The following is an 18,769-nucleotide window of genomic DNA, read 5'->3' on the forward strand; positions in this document are numbered from 1 at the left end:
TTATTTCCCTCTTTCTTCTTGATGAATTTCTGCTAGATTTTCTTTAATCCAATCTTGTTGCTGCTTGGTTATCTCTTCTCCAGTAACTTCAGAAAAAAATTGATCAACCAATTCAACTGGTGTGGCCGATTTTATGCTTTGTTTGCCCTTTACTTGTTCCGGACGTTCGCGACCGAATAATCGCTCGACACCGATAATTCGCGGATAAACTTGTCTTAGTTGGTTCATCATATTGGGAATTACTGCTCGATCTGTTAATTGGATATGGATATAAACTTCCCGGTTAATCGATTCATAAAACTCAGGTGAAATAAGCTCCTTAAAACTTCCTTCAATTTGTATCACATCTCTTAAAGGTTTTATTTCTTTAAATTCAAATGAAGTTTTCTTTTCATCAGTCTCAACGATCCAAACACCTTTCGTCTGATTCATTTCTGATAATGAAAACTTTAACGGTGAGCCGCTGTACCGAGCATTATTAGCTTGCAGTGCATTTTTACCATGTAAATGTCCCAATGCCACATAGTCAAATCTATTTAATAAAGAAACGGGCACAGTATCTAAACCACCAACCATTAATTTCGTTTCAGAATCAGTCTTTTCACTTCCTGCAACAAAAAAATGACTAACCAATACATGAGACATATCGGGCTTAAACAAAGCTTCCATTTCTGTGATAACTACTTTCATCGCTTTTTCAATGGTACCAATATCATCATTTTTAAAATATAAACGAGCAGCAATTGGTTCAAAATAAGGTAATAGGAAAAACTGTGTATTTTCTATTTCAATAGGTTGAAAAGCTTGCTCCAATCGGGTATTTAGATGAAAATTGGATTGAGCAAACCACGGTCCCCCAGTTTCTAAACGAGTACTGCTATCGTGATTTCCAGAAATTGCTAATACTGGAAATTTTTCTTTTAAATTCATTTCAATAATCATTTGGTTAAATACTTCAATAGCTTCAACTGCTGGAACAGAACGGTCATACAAATCGCCTGCGATTACAATAGCCTCTACTTTTTCAGCTTTAGCAATTGCCAAGATCTGCTGAAATGCAGCTTGTTGTTCTTCCAGTAAGTCATATCCATGTAATTTTTTGCCAATATGCCAATCGGCTGTATGTAAAAAGCGCATAATTCCACCACCTAAAAAAGTCCTTCTTACTATTATACCAAATTTATGTAGAAAAACGTGATTCAAACGTACAAAAATATCTATAAAAATAAAAAAAGCTTGATTCCTCTAGATAAGGTTTCAAACTTTTTTCTAAACAGATTAAGCTGCTTTTTTAGCCTTTTGCTTCGTATTTAAAATTTGGATCAATTTCTTGATCTAAACGATCAAATGACGTTTGCATTCTACGCTCTATTTCAGCGATACCTTCTTTATCCATTTTAGGAATATCACTAACATCAATTGGCTCACCGAAACGAACTGTTACACGACGGCGTTTAAATAAATCTTTTAACGTCAATGGTCCTTGATAAACAGCTGGAACGATTTGAACTTTCGCCATTTTTGCAATAAGCGCAACTCCACCTTTTAAATCTGATGAATGACGTGTTCCACTAGGAAACATAATCAAACTTAAATCACCATTTTTCAAGGTTTTAACTGGCGTCTTAATTGCGCTTGGTCCTGGATTTTCCCGATCAACAGGAAAAGCGTTGGCATGTTTTAGAATAAAACTTAGGACAGGATTTTTAAACAGCTCTTTTTTAGCCATAAAACTAAATTTTTTAGGTGATCCGGCAACAGCCAAATACAATGGTTCCCACCAAGTTCTATGTGGTGCGACTAGAATATAATTTTCATTTTGAGGAATTCGGTCTTTCTTTTCATAACGAGCATTGCCGTTGATAATAAATAAAACAACTCGGACAACCCCACGCATAAATGTAAAAAACATGTTTTTCTTCCTTTCTTTTCTCTAGATAACAGTATGACGAAAATCACGTCTTTTGACAAGTCTTTTCTCCAGTTTCTTCCCAATCATACTCGTAGTATAATACAAGGAGTTACTCTCTTCCATTGAAAGAGCTTTTTATTTCTTTTCAACTACTATATAATCGAATAAAATGATGGAGGATGATTCAATGATTACTATAAAACCATTCAATCACGATCAAAATGAAGCAAATTTAATTCAACTACTCTCCAAGCATCAAGAAGAACTTAAACAGGTGCCCGCTGAAAAAAATCAAACGTTCTCTCTCGCTATTTATGACAATCAAAGCTACATCGGCGGTATTACAGCTAATAAATGGATGAATGCTACTCATATATCTTTATTAGCACTAAAAAATCATTATCATGGCTGCGGTTACGGCAGTCAATTACTCAAACAAGCAGAAGAATTTGCTATCGAAGCTGGTTCTAAACTTATCACTGTTCATACACAAGATTATCAAGCCAAAAGTTTTTATGAAAAATTTGGTTATCATGTTTTTGGAAAATTAGTAGATACACCATTTAAAGGAACCACCAAGTATTATTTAGTCAAAAGAATTTAACTTAAAAACAGTTAAAAAGTTGGAAGGATGTATAGAATATGTTATTACCAGGTGAACGGATCGATCAATTATTTGCTGATGATATTCAAATTATTCAAAGCAAAGAGGTCTTTTCTTTTTCATTAGACGCGGTCTTGCTGGCAAACTTTCCAGTACTTCCTAAAAAGGGTAGAATTGTCGATTTATGTGCCGGAAATGGTGCCGTTGGTCTATTCGCTAGTCGAAAAACAAATGCAGAAATCATTCAAATAGAATTACAAAATCGTCTGGCAGATATGGGAAAAAGGAGTATCCAGCTTAATCAGTTAGATAAACAAATACAGATGATCGAACTGGATTTAAAACAAGCAACGACTGTTGTTAAGCCAGATTCAGTTGATTTAGTCTTATGCAACCCACCTTATTTCAAAGAATTACCAGCAAGCCAAAAAAATCCGAATCCGCACTTAGCGATTGCCCGTCATGAAATTCATACTTCCCTAAATGAGGTTGTTAGTGTTTCAGCAAAATTACTTAAAACAAATGGCCGACTAGCCATGGTGCATCGACCAGATCGATTCTTAGACATTCTTCATGCTATGGAAGCTGAAAACATAGCACCAAAACGGGTAAGATTCATCTATCCCAAAGCAGGAAAAGAAGCGAACACCTTATTGATTGAAGGGATTAAACAAGGAAAAAAAGATGGGTTTCGAGTATTACCGCCGCTTTTCACTTATGACGAAGATAACAATTATCTACCAGAGATGAAGGCGATGCTTTATGGAAACTAACCACTATTTTTACGTTCTTCACTGCCAAGACAATACTTTTTACGGCGGATACACCACTGACCCGAAACGGCGATTAGAAGAACATAACAGCGGTACTGGGGCAAAATATACCCGTTTACCTTCCCGAAGACCTGTTAAAATGATTCATACTGAAATTTTTGCAACTCGTAGTGATGCAACCAAAGCGGAATACGCCTTTAAAAAACTAACAAGAACAAAAAAAGAACAGTATTTGAAGAAGAAAGGTGCTGAATCATTTTGAATTATTCTGTTCGTATTTTTCAAGCTAAAGATGCGCAAGAAATATCTATACTTCTAGCAAAAAATTTTTTAGAAATTAACAGTCAGGACTATCCACTTGAACAAATGAAAAAATTAGCTCAAGAATATTCACCAGAAAAAATATTGGAACAAGCTTCTTATGCTCATACCTACGTTGCAGAATCTGAAAAAGGACAAATCATTGGCACAGCTACGATTTGTCCTTTTTGGGATAGTATATCTGAAAGCATCATCTTAAGTTTATTCGTACAACCCGAACTGCATAACCAAGGTATTGGATCTGCTTTATTGAATCAGATGGCAACTGATCCCTTTTATACCCGCGCTTCTAGAATTGAAGTCCCAGCATCGCGAACAGCTGAAAATTTTCTACTCAAAACATGGTTATTCTATCATCAATCCTGAACATAAAGAAGATGAGCAGGGTTATATCCGTATGGAGAGAAAACGCACTGTTCGATAGTTTACCTTCAAAGTTAAAATCTGAACCAAAGCGAAAATTCCGTTTTAGTTCAGACTTTTTTAGTACCCATTTATTTTAGTTTTTCGCGTACTACTCGACTGTGCAGCAAGCTCCCGTTTAACTTTATATAATAAAAATAGCAAAAATCCAATATTTACCAATAAAAAAGGTACAATAAAATCTTGTAACAATAATCCAGCTGCCACCCAGCCTATAAAATAAATAGCATTTTTACTTATAAATGGTAAATAATCGTATTCATTTTTAGAATAAGCCATCATATTGGCAAGAGTTCCACCTAAAAATAGAAGCAAACTGACAGCCAAGGCTAATACAAAAAATAGCGAATTAATTTCACTAGCAACAAAATTCTCATATAAAATAACTGACATACCCAAACCGACAAATACAAAATAATGCGAATGAATCAAAACTAACCCAGCTGTTTCCTTTTCTCGATCAATCGCTGATTTATAGACCGTATTATAAAAAAGAAACATTACCACGATTATCAAAAAGAATAACAAACTACCGATGCTAATATAGTTATAAGCAATTGTACTTGCTACTGCAATAACCGCCTCACCAAATAATAATAAAGTAAATAAACTATAGCGTTCTGTTAAATGTTCAAAATTTGTTGGAAAACCTTGGAGTGCTTTTTTCATGACAATCGGGAAAAAAGCTGTAATAAAAATTGAAATCACATATAAAATCAAACGACTTGTGTAACTACCTAATGGAATAATCGTAATAAATCCAAGTAAACCACTTATACATAACACACCAATTAACTGACCACATAGTTTTTTTATAACCTCATCATCTGTACTTCTCATCTTCAAGTAATACTGCAAAGCAATACTAAAAAAGAGAATCGATGTTGCTCCGGCAAATGTAAAATGCGTTTTTTCAAAACTAATATCAATCGATTGTGCTAAAATAATAACCCAAAACATGTCGAAAAATAAAAATAAAGCGTTGATTCTATTTTTTATAGAGAAGCGATTCATAAAAACAGTCTGATATGTCCAAATAGTCCAAAATACAAGAGTTAATATCAAAAATTCCCCAATATTTTTTAAAGAAAACATCTGATCTGTTCCTAGATAAAGAATTGCTGTAATACGACTAATCGCATAAGCAAAAATCAAGTCATAAAACAATTCAAATTCTGAAACTTCTTTTTTTAATATTTGCATATTTTCACTTCCATTTCTTTAATAATTTATTTATATGTACTTTTAATTATAGCCTTGTCAGCATATTTTTTACAAAAATAGTGATCCTTTTTACTAAAAAGAAAAACAGATAGAATTAAACTAAAATATAGTCAATCCTACCTGTTTATTCTATTAATAGACACTATCTAGCTATTCAATGATTTGTGCACCTAATGTATTCTTAAAATGATTCAATGCCCATTCATGTCCCACTGGATCAAAACTGGCTACAGCATGTTTATGAATAACAATTTTATATCCTAAATTATAAGCATCTACAGCCGTATGAAGCACACAAATATCGGTACAAACCCCAATTAAGTGAATTTCCGTTATCATTCTTTCTCGTAAACGAATATCTAAATCCGTTCCGCTAAATGCTGAATAATGACGTTTATCAATCCAATAAACGGTTTCTTTTTCGCAACTTTCTTCATAAACTTCTGCAAGTTTACCGTATAGATTACGTCCTTCTGAATTAGCAAGATTATGTGGTGGAAATAGCTGATTTTCTGGATGATAAGTATCATCTTTTTCATGACTGTCAATCGCGTAAACAACAAAATCATTATTTTTAGTAAACGACTCAGTTAACTTGACTATCTCTTGTTCAATCTCTTGCCCAGCTATACCTGTTGTTAAGGCACCATTTTCGGCTACAAAATCATTCGTGTAATCAATTGAAATCAACGCTCTCATTATTACATCTCCTGACTAAACTAGTTCTTCTACAAAATGCATAACCATTTTTGCAGATTTTTCACCAGCTTCTTCGATAAACTCATCAAAAGTTTGAGTAGCTGCATGATCAGCTGTATCGCTAATTGCTCTTACAACTAAAAATGGAATCTTAAACTGTGCAGCTGCCTGTGCAATTGCGGCGCCTTCCATTTCACACGCTAAAGCTTGCGGGAATTCTGCTAAAATTTCTTTCACTCTTTGTTGATCGTTAACAAATGAATCACCCGTAACAATCAAACCATGATGAACAGCCATTCCAGCTTTTTCTGCCGCTTTTTTCATTTCAGCTTTTAAATAGTCACTTGATGCATAGAATAAAGGCATCCCTGGTAATTGACCTTTTTGATAACCAAAGCCAGTAACATCAACATCAAAATAAGCTAATTGATCCGCAATCACTAAGTCCCCTACAGCTAAGCCGTTGCCGATTCCGCCAGCAGAACCTGTATTGATAACCATATTTACACCATATTGGTGAATCAGTAAAGTTGTAGTCACCGCAGATAATACTTTCCCAATACCTGAACGAACTACAATCACTTCATGTCGGCCTAATGAACCCGTAACAAATAATGCACCGGCTCTTTCCCAAGATCTAGTATCTGTTAATGCTTCTTTTAAGATTTTAACTTCTTGATCCATTGCTCCAATAATACCGATTTTCATAGTGATTTCCTCTTTTCTATAAATTCAATACAATAAAAATTACAATTGCCAATAAAATAGCAACAATAATAATGGCTTTCGTTAATGTACTACTGCGCTCACGTATTTTTGTTTGTTCATTCGAACGCGTCTTGGTAATGTCTTTTTGCTTCTTACTTTCTTTTCGATAAAAATTTGAAATCTCTTTATCTTTCTTACGGTACTCTTTTTCAGCTGCTTTTTTTTCTTGATCAAAATGTCTTTGCTCTTCTTTTTCAGCTTCTTCTTTACGTTTGCGTAATTCCGTCCGAGTAACCAGCGGACCTTTACTCATTAGTTATCCTCCTTTAACCGCTCTTTTAACAGCTGTAATTCCCAATATTGTACGGCAAAAATTGTTTTTGCATCACAAATGATTCCACTTGCAATCGCGGCTTTCGCTTCATCTAAGGTTACTCTATATAATTCTAAAACCTCATCCTCATCTTGTGGACGGGGATTTGGTACTTTTTCTAAGTTTTGTGCGAAGTAGATGTGGAGAAGCTCATTAGCAAAACCAGGCGAGACATACATTGACGTTACAAATGAAAATTGATTCGCTCGATAGCCTGTTTCTTCTTCCAGTTCTCTTTCAGCAGTTATTTTAGGATGATCTTGTTCTCCCGGATCAATTTTACCAGCAGGAATTTCTAAGATAACTTTTTCCATTGGTTTTCGATATTGTTTGACCATAATCATCTTGTTATCATCTGTAATCGGAATTACCGCCACTGCCCCAGGATGAAAAACTAACTCACGAGTTCCAGTTTCACCATTCGGCAATTTTACTTCATCCACCACAACTTCAATAATATGGCCTTTAAATATTTCTTTTCTGGAAATTGTCTTTTCTTCGAATTCTTCAAAATCCATCATGCTGTTCACCAATCTTTCTAACGGTATCATACCTCAATTTTAAATTTTTTTCACTTATCTTTCTTCTATACTTGTTATTGATTCACTTTATTATACCAACAAACTAAATAAATAAACTATTTTTTCTCTTTTTGATAATGCAAAAAATCAAGTAATTCGATAATTTATCGCTTTTACTTGATTTATTGGGCAAAGCTGGGCTAGAAACTTTCAATTTTTAGCGTTTTAAAGGAAAAGCGCTACATTCTAAGTTTTAGATCATCCATTACGAACCACAAATATTCGAACTCTTTGACAATGTGAATTGGAACAAAATCTACGGGCTTCATTTACTTCCCAGCTTATCTAAAATTTTACATTTCTGCTAAAGAGTTCATAAGTGTAGTTAACTCTTTTTCATTGGCTTCTTTACTGCTATTAAGTGTCCAACTGATGCATTGAAGATAATGGTCCTTACCTTCCATCAGATCATATATATAGTAAACCTCAATATCATCTTTCTTAGCCACAAATGTACGTCGTTCACCCTTTAAGCCATTGTATGAAATAGATTTTTTGGTCTCGTTACTTTTTTCACCTAAATCGGATAAATCAACCGAACTTTTAAAAGCAGAAAAACTATCAAAATCTTTTTTAGCTTCACTTAAAACCATGTAATAAGCTTCTTTTTCAGTATTCTTCAAACTAATATCTGCATTATCACTAAGTTCTTTAGTTTCCGCCGATTCCCAACCTGTTGGCATTTCTATTTTAAAATTACCATTATTGGTTTTAATTACTTCTAATTTACTATCTGATTTTTCTTTGGTTTCTTCTGTCGCAGCTTTATTGACATCAACTGAGTCACTTGATCTACCTTCTATCGGCTCATAAAAAGCATCGTCGTCACCATAAAAAGTAGATTCTTCCACACTCGAACTTGTTGCTTGTGAATATTCTTGCGCTTTTTCTTCTTCAACTGGTTTTGCTTTTGAACAGCCTGTAACCACCAAACCGATAAATAGTATTGTAATAATTTTTATCTTTTTCACGGTTTCTCTCCTTCAATTCTGTTAGCTGTCTTCCATTATACCCTAGGTTTGTAGATTTTTCTTATTTTTCTTTTGACTTTTTTGTGAACTATTGAGAAGCATCTACATCCAAAGTAGGAAAAAAACAGGGTATTTCACGGTAATTTCTTACATTTTCTCTAAATATTAAAATCAACCTTTGGACTGATATTCTTTATTAATATAAATGTGATAAAATACATATGTAGCGAAGGATAAAACTTTCGATGGAATGAATGATTGGAGGGAATTTAAAATGAGAATAGGAAAACTTATCAAAATAATTGCTTATTTACTTTTAGCTGGTTTCGTTCTACGTTTTATTACAGGTATCAATCTGCCGGCAGTGGTTGTGGTAGCGGTAATTTTAGTCATACTGCTATTTACTGGGTCAAATAAAAAAAATGGAGCGAAAAAAGAAGAGCAAATGCCAAGCCTTACGAAAACAAAAGAGGAGCATTATGAAAAACTTGGGATGACTGACCAAGAAATCAACTTCTTTAGAGACACGATGAACATAACCAAAAAACAAATTATTCAGCTGCAGGAAAACATGAATGCTTCTACTAAGTTAAGAGCGATTGATTTGCGCAACGATACATTGAAAGTCTCAAAAGCACTTTTTAAAGAGTTAGTCAAAGAACCAAAAAAACTACATTCAGCAAATCATTTTCTTTATACACACTTACCAAATCTAGTTGATCTAACTAGCAAGTATTTAGAAATTGACGACCACGAAATTAAAAACAAACAAACTTACGAAAAGCTGGAAGAAAGTGCTCAAATCATTGACCAAGTATCTAAATTAATCAAAAAAGATTATGAACAATTTGTCTCTGATGATTTAGAAGACTTAGATATTGAGATTTCCGTTGCTAAAAACAGTTTAAAAAGAGATAATGAAACAAAAGAAGAAATTTAAGTACCATAGTACTAAGTTTTACAAATCTTCTATTTTTTCTGTTAACAAATTCGTTCAACTTTTATAGGAGGAAGTCACATGGATGATAAACCAAAAGATATAACACCTGTCAGCGATACTTTAGATGATTTGTTGAACAATCCGTTTTCAACACCTGTCGATTCGCTGACTGCTACTCAACAAAGTGAAATTTCTGCTTTGCAGGATCAACAAGTAGCTGCCCGCTTAATCGATAAATTACCTGAAGACCGTAAAGTTCAAGCAAGAGAATTAGCCTCAAAAATTGATGTACAAGATGCTCAAGCTGTCATTACTTACGGCTCTGCTGCCCAAACTAAACTTGGAGAATTTTCACAATCAATGTTAAACCATGTCCAAGCACAAGATATTGGACCGGTAGGAGATTCTTTAACAGATTTAATGTATCGATTAAATGAAGCAAATCCTGATGAATTACGTGCTGGTGAAGGAAACTTTTTCCAGAAAATGTTTGGTAAAGTCAAACAATCTATTTTTGAAATTACTGCTAAATATCAGAAAATCGGGGCTCAAATCGATAAAATTGCCGTTAAGCTAGACAAAGAAAAAGACGGTTTACTAAAAGATAATTTGATGCTTGAACAGCTATATAATAAGAACAAAGATTATTTTGATGCCCTAAATATTTATATTGCAGCAGGGGAAATTAAGATTGAAGAATTACAAACATCAATCATACCTGAAGCGATGAAAAAAGCGGAAGCAACAGGCGATCAAATGGATGTGCAAATTGCGAACGACTATACTCAATTTTTAGATCGTTTAGACAAAAGAACCCATGATTTACGTTTAGCACGCCAAATTACTATCCAGCAAGCTCCACAAATTCGTTTAATTCAAAATACAAACCAAGCTTTAGCTGAGAAAATTCAAGCTTCTATTAATACGGCTATACCACTTTGGAAAAACCAAGTCGTGATTGCCTTGACTTTATTACGTCAAAAAGATGCTGTAACAGCTCAACGACAAGTTTCTGAAACAACAAATGATTTATTGAAGAAAAATTCTGAAATGCTTAAAATTTCTGCGATTGAAACTGCAAAAGAAAATGAACGCGGCATCGTTGATATTGATACTTTACAGAAAACTCAAAATGATCTTGTTGAAACCATTCAAGAGACTTTACGTATTCAGCAAGAAGGTAAAGAAAAACGCCGTGCTGCTGAAATTGAGTTAGGCCATATGGAAGAAGATTTGAAAAACAAATTATTAGAATTAACACAATAAACACCGACCAAAGACCGCTTAATGAAGGATTATTCACTTCATTTAAGCGGTTTTTTTCAGACTAATTCATAATAAGAATTACGAACTTTTTCAAATAATTTAGTGTACGGTTTTAAACCAGTATATTGTTCAATAGCGACATCTAAACCTTTTTCTTCAATCGCTTTTTGCAAGGCACACGCTTCTTCATCTGTTGGTTCCTTGAATTTTAATGCGGCAGCAATGGCTACAGCTAAAGCTTTCGGTGTTTCATTAAAGGCTTCAGCAAATTGTCTTGCCGGCTGAATAAAGCGGTCATTTTCACCAATTTTTCTAATCGGAGACCGTCCAACACGAGTTACATAATCAGAAATATAAGGATTTTTAAATCGATCAATAATTTTATCAATGTACTCTTGATGTTCTTTATGGGAGAATTGGAATTTCTTTTCTAACAAAGCCCCTGTTTCTTCCAATGCACTTCTTACTATAAATAAAACTTTTTCATTTAAAATCGCATCTTCGATTGATTCGATATCTTTCATATAGCCAAAATATGCCGTTACAGCATGCCCTGTATTTACTGTAAATAGCTTCCGCTCGATATAAGGCGTTAGATCCGGCACATAATTTAATCCAGCAATTTGAGGTGCATTCTTTTTATTTTCTGGTTCTTCAACCACCCATTCAAAAAATGGCTCAACTGTCACTGTTAATGGATCTTGATGGTTTTGATTTGGTACAATTCGATCGACAGCAGAATTAGGGAAGTCAACAAATTTATCAGCATATATCTTTGCCTCTTCAGTTAATAAAGGTAAAACTTCTGCTTCTAAAATTTCCGATCCGCCAATCATATTTTCACACGCAATGATTGTTAAATAATGTTCAGACTCTTTTCTTAATTCTAATCCTTGCGCTATTGTGTTAGCTAATCTTGGTAAGATTGTCGGTCCTACGGCGGTTGTGATAATCTCTGCTTGACTGATCCATTCAGCTAATTTTTCCGCCTCAGTAACGCTGTTAACGGCTTGAATACCTTCTACTAAAAATCGTTCTTGTGCTTCATTTGCTAAAATCACTTCATACTTTCCTTGCTGATTAATAGCATTTACAACTTCGTCATTTACATCTGCAAAAATCACTTGATAACCAGCTTTAACCAACAACCAGCCGATAAAACCGCGCCCGATATTTCCAGCACCAAAATGAACAGCGATTTTACTCATGCTGTCACCTCTTCTTTAAACAACTCAATCATTTCCATTTCTGAATTTGCCGAAACTAACTGCTCAACTTTTTCAATATCAGAACAAACTAATGCAATTTGTGATAGCATATCTAAATGTTCATTTTCAATTCCTGCAATTCCGATAATTAGTTTTACTTGATTCCCTTCAAATTCTACGCCTTCAGGAACTTGTAAAATAACAATTCCAGATTTGTGAATCATGTGTTTAGAGTCATCAGTACCATGAGGGATAGCGACCATATTGCCAATAAAAGTCGTCGTTAATGTATCTCTTTCAATCATTTTTTCAATGTAACTTTCTGCTACATAACCTTGTTCAACTAATTTTTCTCCAGCTGCTGTGATAGCTGCTTTTTTATCTGAATAATTCTGTTTTAAAAGGATATCTTCTTTTTTTAATAGTACCAATTTAATTCCCCCTCGTTTCTACATAGGTTAATAATTTTTGTACAAAGTAAATAGAAATTTCTTCCGTGGTTCCATATTCTAATAATTCGCCGATTTGAGTATTATCTACAAAAAGTGTGCTAATATAACTAACAACTTCTAGGCCTTCTTGCGAAAATTTTTCTGGTACTAATAGCAACACAATACGATCAATTGCCTTATCCGAATCAGCTGATTGTTCCATAACAACCGATTTTTCTAAAGCAAATAATTGAAAAAAAGGTTCTTTGATACATTCATTTCTTGCATGAAATACTCCGATTTTTGTTCCTAATATGGTAAATACCTTTTTGTTATCATTTTGTATGAATGTATTGATTAAAGTTTCAACATTTAACGTTGGATCTTTTTCTAGTAGCTGCGTGCAAATAGCGCGTATTGTATCTTCTGTTGTCCCGTTTGCCTGATTTAATTTGGCATATTTAAAGTTTTTCAAAATGGTTAAAACAATCGACGTTATTAGTTGTTTTTGCTCTAAAAAGTTCATCGCTTCAAGTACGGTCAATTGCTCTGCTCGCTCTTCATTCACTGTATTTCGCTGGTACTCACTTTGTAGACTTTTTAAGAAAACTGCAATCTGAGATAATTCTCGCTCATTCAAAATTGGAGAAACTAAAAAATAGTCAAAATCTACTTGTCCTAAATCAATTGTTGAAATGATAACATCATATTTTTTTTCTAAACGTTTTCTTCCTAATTCGAATAAAGACACCGTTTCTAATTTTTTTAATTGAGGAATTTGCTGCCGTAAACGTGTTACCAACATTCTTGACGTCCCAATCCCACTGGCACACACAACTAAACCAGAAAAACTATTTGTACTTTCTAGTTGTAAAATGACTGAGCCAAAATGCAGAACAAGATAACCAATTTCTTCATCAGGTACTACTTTTTCTTGATAAACTTGATCGAAAGCGCGTCTCACAACTACAAACAACTCTGGATAGTCTTGTTTAATTGATTGGATCAAAGGATTATAAATCCGCATGTCTTGTTCCAACCGTCTCAATGTTGGTCTTAAATGGGCAATTAAACCTTTAACCAATGATTCTTTAGGCAATGTTTGTTTTAGTTCGGCTTCAACTTTTTCGATCAATTTTTTGGTTAACGACATCACTTGAAGTTCTTCATTTTCAATAAACCTGGTACTGCCTTCTCTCGTTTTTATCCCGCGAAGATGCGATGTAACATAGGCGGCTTCACCTTCTGGAACGAATTCTGACTCCATTTCAAGGATATCAGCTAAAATTTGCTTGGCAGTCTCAAACTCTGAATAATGACTCATTTGTTCGTTTTCATTTGTTTGCTGAATGAAATTACCTTCAATCATTCTTTCAACTGAAATAGAAATATGGACAATTAAATTTGCATATGCTTCATCACTAATTCCAGTGGCGCTGTCTTTGCGCCATTTTCGCACGCTTTGTTCAACCCGAGTTAATAATTCACCACTAACTAAATCTAGTAAACGCCCTTCAATCCATTCAGTTGTAATCGCTTCTCGTGATTGTTCTTGAAAAAATTTCAGTAGTTGATAATTAGGAAATTGTTGCCCAAAAATTATACTCATTAGATTTCTTTTTTGAATTTCACCTGCACGTAAATAAACTCCTGAACCTCTTTTTCGTTCAATTGTAACGTTTTTTGGAAGCCGTTCTTCGATCTTTGTCAAATCACTGCTAATCGTAGAAATAGTTACGTTCAAATCATTGGCTAAACCTACTAATTTTACGCCATCATTTTCTTTTAATAACGTTTTCAAAATTTGTTGTTGACGTTCATCAGGACTATATTCATTGTAGGATAAGTCCATTAACTGCCAGCGGAATTTCTGTTGATCTGAAGCAGTTCCTTCTAAAGTTAGAATTCCAGATTCTTTCTTTAACGTTAAGTGGTAACTAAATAACGTCTCTTCAACTTCTTTTAAATCTCGACGAATTGTCCGTTCACTCACACTCAACTCCTCTGCCAATTCATCAATAATTACTGGTTGATTATTAATGAAAAGTTGCTCCATAATTAATCTGGCGCGTGCTGAAAGATACATGGAATTCCTCCTTTAAAATTGTTAGAACTATGCTTTTTGTATTAGAGTAGATAATCTTTCGACTAATTCATCATATTTGTCACTACTCAAAAAATTATCAACAGAAACATGATATGCCTGAGGTAATCTCTCTTTTGCTCGATTAGTTAAATCTTTATGCGTCACTACAATATCCGCATCTGTTGGTAGCTGGGAGATTGCTGAGTTAACCACTTCGATTTCTAAACCAGCTTTTTTTACCTTATTTCTTAGAACTGAAGCGCCCATTGCACTGGATCCCATACCTGCATCACACGCAAAAATAATCTTTTTCGTTTGTGCAAGGTTGTTGCCTTCTTCACTGATTTCTTCTTGTACGGCAAATGCAGAATTGGTAGCAGTTGCCGGTGTGACAGCTTTCTTTCCTTTTAAGGCACTCATTTTTTCAGAGGCCGACTCAATGGACGTTTCTGATTCTTTGGATGCTTTTAAAATAACAGCTGAAACCGCGAACGAAACTGCTGTAGCTACAGTAATTCCCGCTAAAACACCAAAATATCCATCTCGAGGAGTCATTGCTAAAATAGCAAAAATACTACCTGGTGATGCTGGTGCAACAAGTCCAGCATTAAAAATTGAAAAGGTCATGACACCAGCCATGCCACCGCCAATAGCTGAAAGAATTAGAGCAGGTTTCATCAGAATATAAGGGAAATAAATCTCATGAATTCCACCTAAGAAGTGAATAATTATCGCTCCAGGTGCTGTTTGTTTTGCACTACCTCGTCCAAATATTGTATAAGCAAGTAAAATACCAAGCCCCGGTCCTGGATTTGCTTCTAATAGGAATAATACTGAACGTCCTGTTTCTGCTGCTTGCTCAATCGCAATTGGACTGATAACACCATGATTAATTGCGTTATTTAAAAATAGAACTTTTGCTGGTTCAACAAAAATACTTGCTAAAGGTAACAAAGAATGATCGACTAAATAGCCAACTCCGGCTGCTAAAAAGTTATTTAATCCTTCTACAGCTGGACCTACGATTAAGTAAGCAATGATCGCTAAAATCGATGCTAAGATTCCTGATGAAAAATTATTAACCAACATTTCAAAACCTGGTCTAATTTTTCCATCAACAAGTTCATCAAATTTTTTAATACAATAAGCACCAATCGGCCCTACAATCATCGCACCTAAAAACATTGGAATATTGGCTCCTGTAATAACACCCATCGTGACCATAGCCCCAACTACACCACCGCGAATATCATAAACCAAGCGCCCGCCTGTAAATCCAATTAAAATTGGTAATAAGTACGTAATTGTCGGTCCGGTAATCTCATTTAATTGTTCATTTGGAAACCAACCCGTAGGAATAAAAAGTGCTGTTAAAATCCCCCACGCTATAAATGCCCCAATATTCGGCATAATCATACCACTAAGAAAACTTCCGAACTGTTGAACTTTCACTTTAAAATTACTTTGTGTTCGTTCCATTGTTTTTCTCCTCCATTTATATGATAAAAACGATATTTCATTTAATCTGCGCAGATTATTTTTCAGACAAACATCTTGTTGTCTTATACATTGTAAACGCTCACTATGCAGGATACAAGAAGATCAAAACACAGTTTTGTCCAAAGCTTTTGGACAAATGTAAAAAAAAAGATCGTTCATTCACTTTAACAGTTTTTAGAATAATTACTACATAAAAAAACCGAAAAAAGCAATATCACTTCTTTCGGTTTCTATTCTAAATGTAATTATTAAGCAAAATAGATATGCCGATGAATTGAGCAATTTTCGTTAAATAAATGATTACACTTCAAACATCGGTTATTCTTTTGATAATCTTCGTAACTTAGCTCAGTCTTACAAAAACCACAAAGAATTATTTTTTCTTCAAACTCTTCAGAAATCGGCCAAGCTTTAAACTGATGATCTACCAATTCATCATGGCATTGATAACAAGCAAAATATTGTTGGCACTCGTAACATTTATTCGCTACAATATCTACTTCAGAGTGATAATGGGTACATCGTCCTTCATCATCAACTAATACACCAAATATCTTTTTCAACTTAGACTTCTCTTTGGTGCCAGCGCTTTTGAAATCCTTTTTGCTATAAATGCTGCCAAAAATGCTTTTATTGTATCTCCCGGGATAAATGCTAGATTTCCCATAATGCTAGTTGAAAGTGAAGCATCTGAAAGAATACTGACACCTACAGCTCCAAAAAAATCAATAAATACTGCACCAAACAGAAAGGTTATCCCAAAAGCAATCCAAATATTTTGATGATTAGGATTAAACCGCTCATTCAGCCAACCAATAAAAAAGGTTGCAAATGGATAAGCGTATAGATAACCTGCTGTGATACTAAAAAAGACAGACATCCCGCCACGACCACCAGCTAAAATAGGAAACCCAATAGCTACAAGTAATAAGAACAGCAGGGTCGCAATCGTACCGTTTTTCTTCCCGAGAACTAACCCACTAATCATAAAACCAGCATTTTGGATTACAATGGGAACTGGTAACAGACCAATCGGAATTGGCGGAAAAAAACCTAAAACAATTATAATACTTATCATTATTGCAATTTTAGTGATATCTTTTGTTTTCATTTACTCTCTCCAATCGATATATTTTTACTGTATATTTAAAATACTATAAGCAGGATCTTTTTGTCAACCAATTATTTTAAAAGGTTAACAACAAAATGACATCCACTTTTTATATAAGAAAAACTAGTCTTTAGTTGTTTTTCTTGTTGATAATGATACAATAAAGTAAAAAGTACTTTTATCTATTTTAGAGAGGATGAATAGTGTGTCACACTTTAATTCAAAGGAAGCAGAAAAGCAATATTACGAGCAGCAAGCAAGTGAAACTGAATTTTTAGATTGGTATCATCAGCAAGAACTTCCTGAATACGAAAAACCATCTCTGACCGTAGATATTGTTTTAATGTGCTATAACAAAGAAGAAGATCAACTGAAAATTTTATTAATTAAAAGAAAAGGACATCCCTATCGAAACTCTTGGGCCTTACCTGGAGGATTTGTGAATAGAAATGAATCTACTGGCGAAAGTGTTTTAAGAGAAACACAAGAAGAAACAGGAGTAATTATTTCAAAAGACAACATCGAGCAACTTCATAGCTTCAGCAGACCTGATCGTGATCCACGTGGCTGGGTCGTTACGGTGAGCTATCTCGCTTTTATTGGTGAGGAACCTTTAATTGCTGGAGATGATGCAAAAGAAGTGCGCTGGTTTACTATGGAGCGAAAAAACGATAGATTGACTCTAACCAATGCAGATGTAGAAATTATCTTAGATTTAAAAACTGGCGCTTCGACTGGAAAAGACACTTTAGCCTTTGACCATAGCGAGATTATTTTAAAAGCATTTAATCGCGTAGCAAACAAAATGGAACATGATCCTCAAGTTCTTCAAGTTTTAGGTAAAGATTTTACAATTACTGAAGCCCGCAAAGTTTTTGCTAAATTTTCCGGTGTAGATTATAAATCGATTGACCACTCTAATTTTAAAAAAGCTATGCTGCATCATTTTGAAGAAATAGGTGAACGACCTGTCGGCATTGGACGGCCATCAAAAATTTATCAATTGAAATCTGATACTTCTTACACCTAAGAGAAAGGCTGCTATAATGGTTACTTACTTAAGAAAAGCAACTCCAACTGATTTAGCTGATATTATGGAAATAATTTCCAATGCCCGAGAACTTTTGCGCGAAAAAAAAGTCCCTCAGTGGCAAAACAACTCCGGTCCATCTAAGGAGCAATTAATTCAAGATATAGCACTGAAACAATGTTATGTTTTAGTTGTAGATGAAAAAATAGCTGGTTTAGGTATTATTTCAACAACCAAAGAAGAAACTTATGATCTATTGCACTCTGGACAATGGGCATTATCCAAAGGAGAATATGTTGTAATACATCGTGTAGCACTAGCCTCAGAATACCAAGGTAAGGGGTTGGCACTAACATTAATGAACTTTTTACTCACTGCGGCTCGATTAAACGAATATCTAGATATTCGAATTGATACACACCCTAAAAATTTTGCAATGCAGCAGTTGATAAAAAAAGTAGGCTTTCAATATCAAGGAGATGTTTTACTTCCTGTTCCTGATGGTGAGCGTTTTGCTTATCAATTAGTACTAAAATAAATAACCCTAACTATTGATTTTGCTTCAATAGTTAGGGTTTTTGTATTTTCACTTTATCCGTAAATATCTG

The 18,769-nt window shown here is 34.3% G+C and carries 22 protein-coding genes; 8 read left to right on the forward strand and 14 right to left on the reverse strand.

Annotated elements, in window-relative coordinates; genetic code table 11:
* Together C240_RS15115 and C240_RS15120 are read right to left on the reverse strand one after the other, a co-directional pair.
* Positions 1-1,137: an exonuclease SbcCD subunit D gene (locus C240_RS15115; protein WP_271497488.1), complete on the reverse strand. Its 1,137-nt coding sequence runs from the start codon at positions 1,135-1,137 to the stop codon at positions 1-3.
* A gap of 154 nt (positions 1,138-1,291) precedes the next feature.
* Complete coding sequence (locus C240_RS15120; RefSeq protein WP_271497490.1) at positions 1,292-1,912, reverse strand: lysophospholipid acyltransferase family protein; 621 nt, start codon at positions 1,910-1,912, stop codon at positions 1,292-1,294.
* Positions 1,913-2,099: 187 nt separating this feature from the next.
* Here C240_RS15120 and C240_RS15125 point away from each other — a divergent pair, with 187 nt between their 5' ends.
* Genes C240_RS15125 through C240_RS15140 form a run of 4 tightly spaced genes read left to right on the forward strand, consistent with a single transcriptional unit; the run spans position 2,100 to position 3,976 of the window.
* Positions 2,100-2,516 carry a GNAT family N-acetyltransferase gene (locus C240_RS15125; protein WP_271497492.1) on the forward strand — a complete coding sequence of 139 codons (417 nt, stop codon included), beginning with the start codon at positions 2,100-2,102 and terminating at the stop codon, positions 2,514-2,516.
* Between the two features lie 38 nt (positions 2,517-2,554).
* A complete protein-coding gene (locus C240_RS15130) occupies positions 2,555-3,289 on the forward strand; it encodes a tRNA1(Val) (adenine(37)-N6)-methyltransferase (protein ID WP_271497495.1) in 735 nt (244 codons plus the stop codon).
* Positions 3,279-3,551 carry a GIY-YIG nuclease family protein gene (locus C240_RS15135; RefSeq protein WP_271497497.1) on the forward strand — a complete coding sequence of 91 codons (273 nt, stop codon included), beginning with the start codon at positions 3,279-3,281 and terminating at the stop codon, positions 3,549-3,551. The genes C240_RS15130 and C240_RS15135 overlap by 11 nt, the downstream gene beginning before the upstream one ends.
* Complete coding sequence (locus C240_RS15140; RefSeq protein WP_271497498.1) at positions 3,548-3,976, forward strand: GNAT family N-acetyltransferase; 429 nt, start codon at positions 3,548-3,550, stop codon at positions 3,974-3,976. The genes C240_RS15135 and C240_RS15140 overlap by 4 nt, the downstream gene beginning before the upstream one ends.
* 117 nt (positions 3,977-4,093) lie before the next feature.
* Here C240_RS15140 and C240_RS15145 read toward each other — a convergent pair whose 3' ends face one another.
* From C240_RS15145 to C240_RS15170, 6 genes are all read right to left on the reverse strand, one after another.
* A complete protein-coding gene (locus tag C240_RS15145) occupies positions 4,094-5,236 on the reverse strand; it encodes a low temperature requirement protein A (RefSeq protein ID WP_271497499.1) in 1,143 nt (380 codons plus the stop codon).
* 171 nt (positions 5,237-5,407) lie between these two features.
* Positions 5,408-5,956, reverse strand: a complete 549-nt coding sequence (locus C240_RS15150; protein WP_271497500.1) for a cysteine hydrolase family protein — start codon at positions 5,954-5,956, stop codon at positions 5,408-5,410.
* A 15-nt stretch (positions 5,957-5,971) separates the two neighbouring features.
* Positions 5,972-6,664: a 5'-methylthioadenosine/adenosylhomocysteine nucleosidase gene (locus tag C240_RS15155; protein ID WP_271497502.1), complete on the reverse strand. Its 693-nt coding sequence runs from the start codon at positions 6,662-6,664 to the stop codon at positions 5,972-5,974.
* A gap of 16 nt (positions 6,665-6,680) precedes the next feature.
* Positions 6,681-6,977 (reverse strand): cell wall synthase accessory phosphoprotein MacP, encoded by a 297-nt coding sequence (gene macP / locus C240_RS15160; protein ID WP_271497505.1) that lies wholly within the window; start codon positions 6,975-6,977, stop codon positions 6,681-6,683.
* Positions 6,977-7,558 carry an NUDIX domain-containing protein gene (locus C240_RS15165; RefSeq protein WP_271497507.1) on the reverse strand — a complete coding sequence of 194 codons (582 nt, stop codon included), beginning with the start codon at positions 7,556-7,558 and terminating at the stop codon, positions 6,977-6,979. Before C240_RS15165 ends, macP begins: the two co-directional genes overlap by 1 nt.
* 353 nt (positions 7,559-7,911) lie before the next feature.
* On the reverse strand, positions 7,912-8,589 hold the full coding sequence (locus C240_RS15170; RefSeq protein ID WP_271497509.1) for a hypothetical protein: 678 nt from the start codon (positions 8,587-8,589) through the stop codon (positions 7,912-7,914).
* Positions 8,590-8,863: 274 nt separating this feature from the next.
* Here C240_RS15170 and C240_RS15175 point away from each other — a divergent pair, with 274 nt between their 5' ends.
* The gene (locus C240_RS15175) at positions 8,864-9,529 is read left to right on the forward strand and encodes a 5-bromo-4-chloroindolyl phosphate hydrolysis family protein (RefSeq protein WP_271497511.1); all 666 of its coding nucleotides are present in this window, start codon (positions 8,864-8,866) and stop codon (positions 9,527-9,529) included.
* A gap of 78 nt (positions 9,530-9,607) precedes the next feature.
* On the forward strand, positions 9,608-10,795 hold the full coding sequence (locus C240_RS15180) for a toxic anion resistance protein (protein WP_271497513.1): 1,188 nt from the start codon (positions 9,608-9,610) through the stop codon (positions 10,793-10,795).
* A gap of 56 nt (positions 10,796-10,851) precedes the next feature.
* On the opposite strand, the gene C240_RS15185 is transcribed toward C240_RS15180, so the two are convergent.
* From C240_RS15185 to C240_RS15210, 6 genes are all read right to left on the reverse strand, one after another.
* Complete coding sequence (locus C240_RS15185; protein ID WP_271497514.1) at positions 10,852-12,003, reverse strand: mannitol-1-phosphate 5-dehydrogenase; 1,152 nt, start codon at positions 12,001-12,003, stop codon at positions 10,852-10,854.
* On the reverse strand, positions 12,000-12,434 hold the full coding sequence (locus tag C240_RS15190; RefSeq protein WP_271497516.1) for a PTS sugar transporter subunit IIA: 435 nt from the start codon (positions 12,432-12,434) through the stop codon (positions 12,000-12,002). Before C240_RS15190 ends, C240_RS15185 begins: the two co-directional genes overlap by 4 nt.
* A gap of 1 nt (position 12,435) precedes the next feature.
* Entirely contained in the window at positions 12,436-14,520 is a 2,085-nt protein-coding gene (locus C240_RS15195) for a BglG family transcription antiterminator (protein WP_271497518.1), read from the reverse strand.
* 27 nt (positions 14,521-14,547) lie between these two features.
* Positions 14,548-15,999: a PTS mannitol transporter subunit IICB gene (locus C240_RS15200; RefSeq protein ID WP_271497520.1), complete on the reverse strand. Its 1,452-nt coding sequence runs from the start codon at positions 15,997-15,999 to the stop codon at positions 14,548-14,550.
* Between the two features lie 269 nt (positions 16,000-16,268).
* A complete protein-coding gene (locus C240_RS15205) occupies positions 16,269-16,583 on the reverse strand; it encodes a CHY zinc finger protein (RefSeq protein ID WP_271497522.1) in 315 nt (104 codons plus the stop codon).
* A complete protein-coding gene (locus C240_RS15210) occupies positions 16,580-17,131 on the reverse strand; it encodes a biotin transporter BioY (protein WP_271497524.1) in 552 nt (183 codons plus the stop codon). Before C240_RS15210 ends, C240_RS15205 begins: the two co-directional genes overlap by 4 nt.
* Before the next feature lie 205 nt (positions 17,132-17,336).
* Between C240_RS15210 and C240_RS15215 the strand changes: the two genes are divergently transcribed.
* Together C240_RS15215 and C240_RS15220 are read left to right on the forward strand one after the other, a co-directional pair.
* Positions 17,337-18,161, forward strand: a complete 825-nt coding sequence (locus C240_RS15215; RefSeq protein ID WP_442896604.1) for an NUDIX domain-containing protein — start codon at positions 17,337-17,339, stop codon at positions 18,159-18,161.
* Positions 18,162-18,177: 16 nt separating this feature from the next.
* Positions 18,178-18,699 carry a GNAT family N-acetyltransferase gene (locus C240_RS15220; protein ID WP_271497529.1) on the forward strand — a complete coding sequence of 174 codons (522 nt, stop codon included), beginning with the start codon at positions 18,178-18,180 and terminating at the stop codon, positions 18,697-18,699.
* The last annotated feature ends 70 nt before the right edge of the window (positions 18,700-18,769 follow it).

This window comes from Enterococcus sp. 5H (assembly GCF_028128615.1).
Taxonomy (GTDB): Bacteria; Bacillota; Bacilli; order Lactobacillales; family Enterococcaceae; genus Enterococcus_L.

Coding starts and splice junctions, on each gene's coding strand:
- C240_RS15115 (WP_271497488.1), bottom strand. CDS start 1,137: ATGCGCTTTTTACATACAGCCGATTGGCATATTGGCAAAAAATTACAT.
- C240_RS15120 (WP_271497490.1), bottom strand. CDS start 1,912: ATGTTTTTTACATTTATGCGTGGGGTTGTCCGAGTTGTTTTATTTATT.
- C240_RS15125 (WP_271497492.1), top strand. CDS start 2,100: ATGATTACTATAAAACCATTCAATCACGATCAAAATGAAGCAAATTTA.
- C240_RS15130 (WP_271497495.1), top strand. CDS start 2,555: ATGTTATTACCAGGTGAACGGATCGATCAATTATTTGCTGATGATATT.
- C240_RS15135 (WP_271497497.1), top strand. CDS start 3,279: ATGGAAACTAACCACTATTTTTACGTTCTTCACTGCCAAGACAATACT.
- C240_RS15145 (WP_271497499.1), bottom strand. CDS start 5,236: ATGCAAATATTAAAAAAAGAAGTTTCAGAATTTGAATTGTTTTATGAC.
- C240_RS15150 (WP_271497500.1), bottom strand. CDS start 5,956: ATGAGAGCGTTGATTTCAATTGATTACACGAATGATTTTGTAGCCGAA.
- C240_RS15155 (WP_271497502.1), bottom strand. CDS start 6,664: ATGAAAATCGGTATTATTGGAGCAATGGATCAAGAAGTTAAAATCTTA.
- macP (WP_271497505.1), bottom strand. CDS start 6,977: ATGAGTAAAGGTCCGCTGGTTACTCGGACGGAATTACGCAAACGTAAA.
- C240_RS15165 (WP_271497507.1), bottom strand. CDS start 7,558: ATGATGGATTTTGAAGAATTCGAAGAAAAGACAATTTCCAGAAAAGAA.
- C240_RS15175 (WP_271497511.1), top strand. CDS start 8,864: ATGAGAATAGGAAAACTTATCAAAATAATTGCTTATTTACTTTTAGCT.
- C240_RS15180 (WP_271497513.1), top strand. CDS start 9,608: ATGGATGATAAACCAAAAGATATAACACCTGTCAGCGATACTTTAGAT.
- C240_RS15185 (WP_271497514.1), bottom strand. CDS start 12,003: ATGAGTAAAATCGCTGTTCATTTTGGTGCTGGAAATATCGGGCGCGGT.
- C240_RS15195 (WP_271497518.1), bottom strand. CDS start 14,520: ATGTATCTTTCAGCACGCGCCAGATTAATTATGGAGCAACTTTTCATT.
- C240_RS15200 (WP_271497520.1), bottom strand. CDS start 15,999: ATGGAACGAACACAAAGTAATTTTAAAGTGAAAGTTCAACAGTTCGGA.
- C240_RS15210 (WP_271497524.1), bottom strand. CDS start 17,131: ATGAAAACAAAAGATATCACTAAAATTGCAATAATGATAAGTATTATA.
- C240_RS15220 (WP_271497529.1), top strand. CDS start 18,178: ATGGTTACTTACTTAAGAAAAGCAACTCCAACTGATTTAGCTGATATT.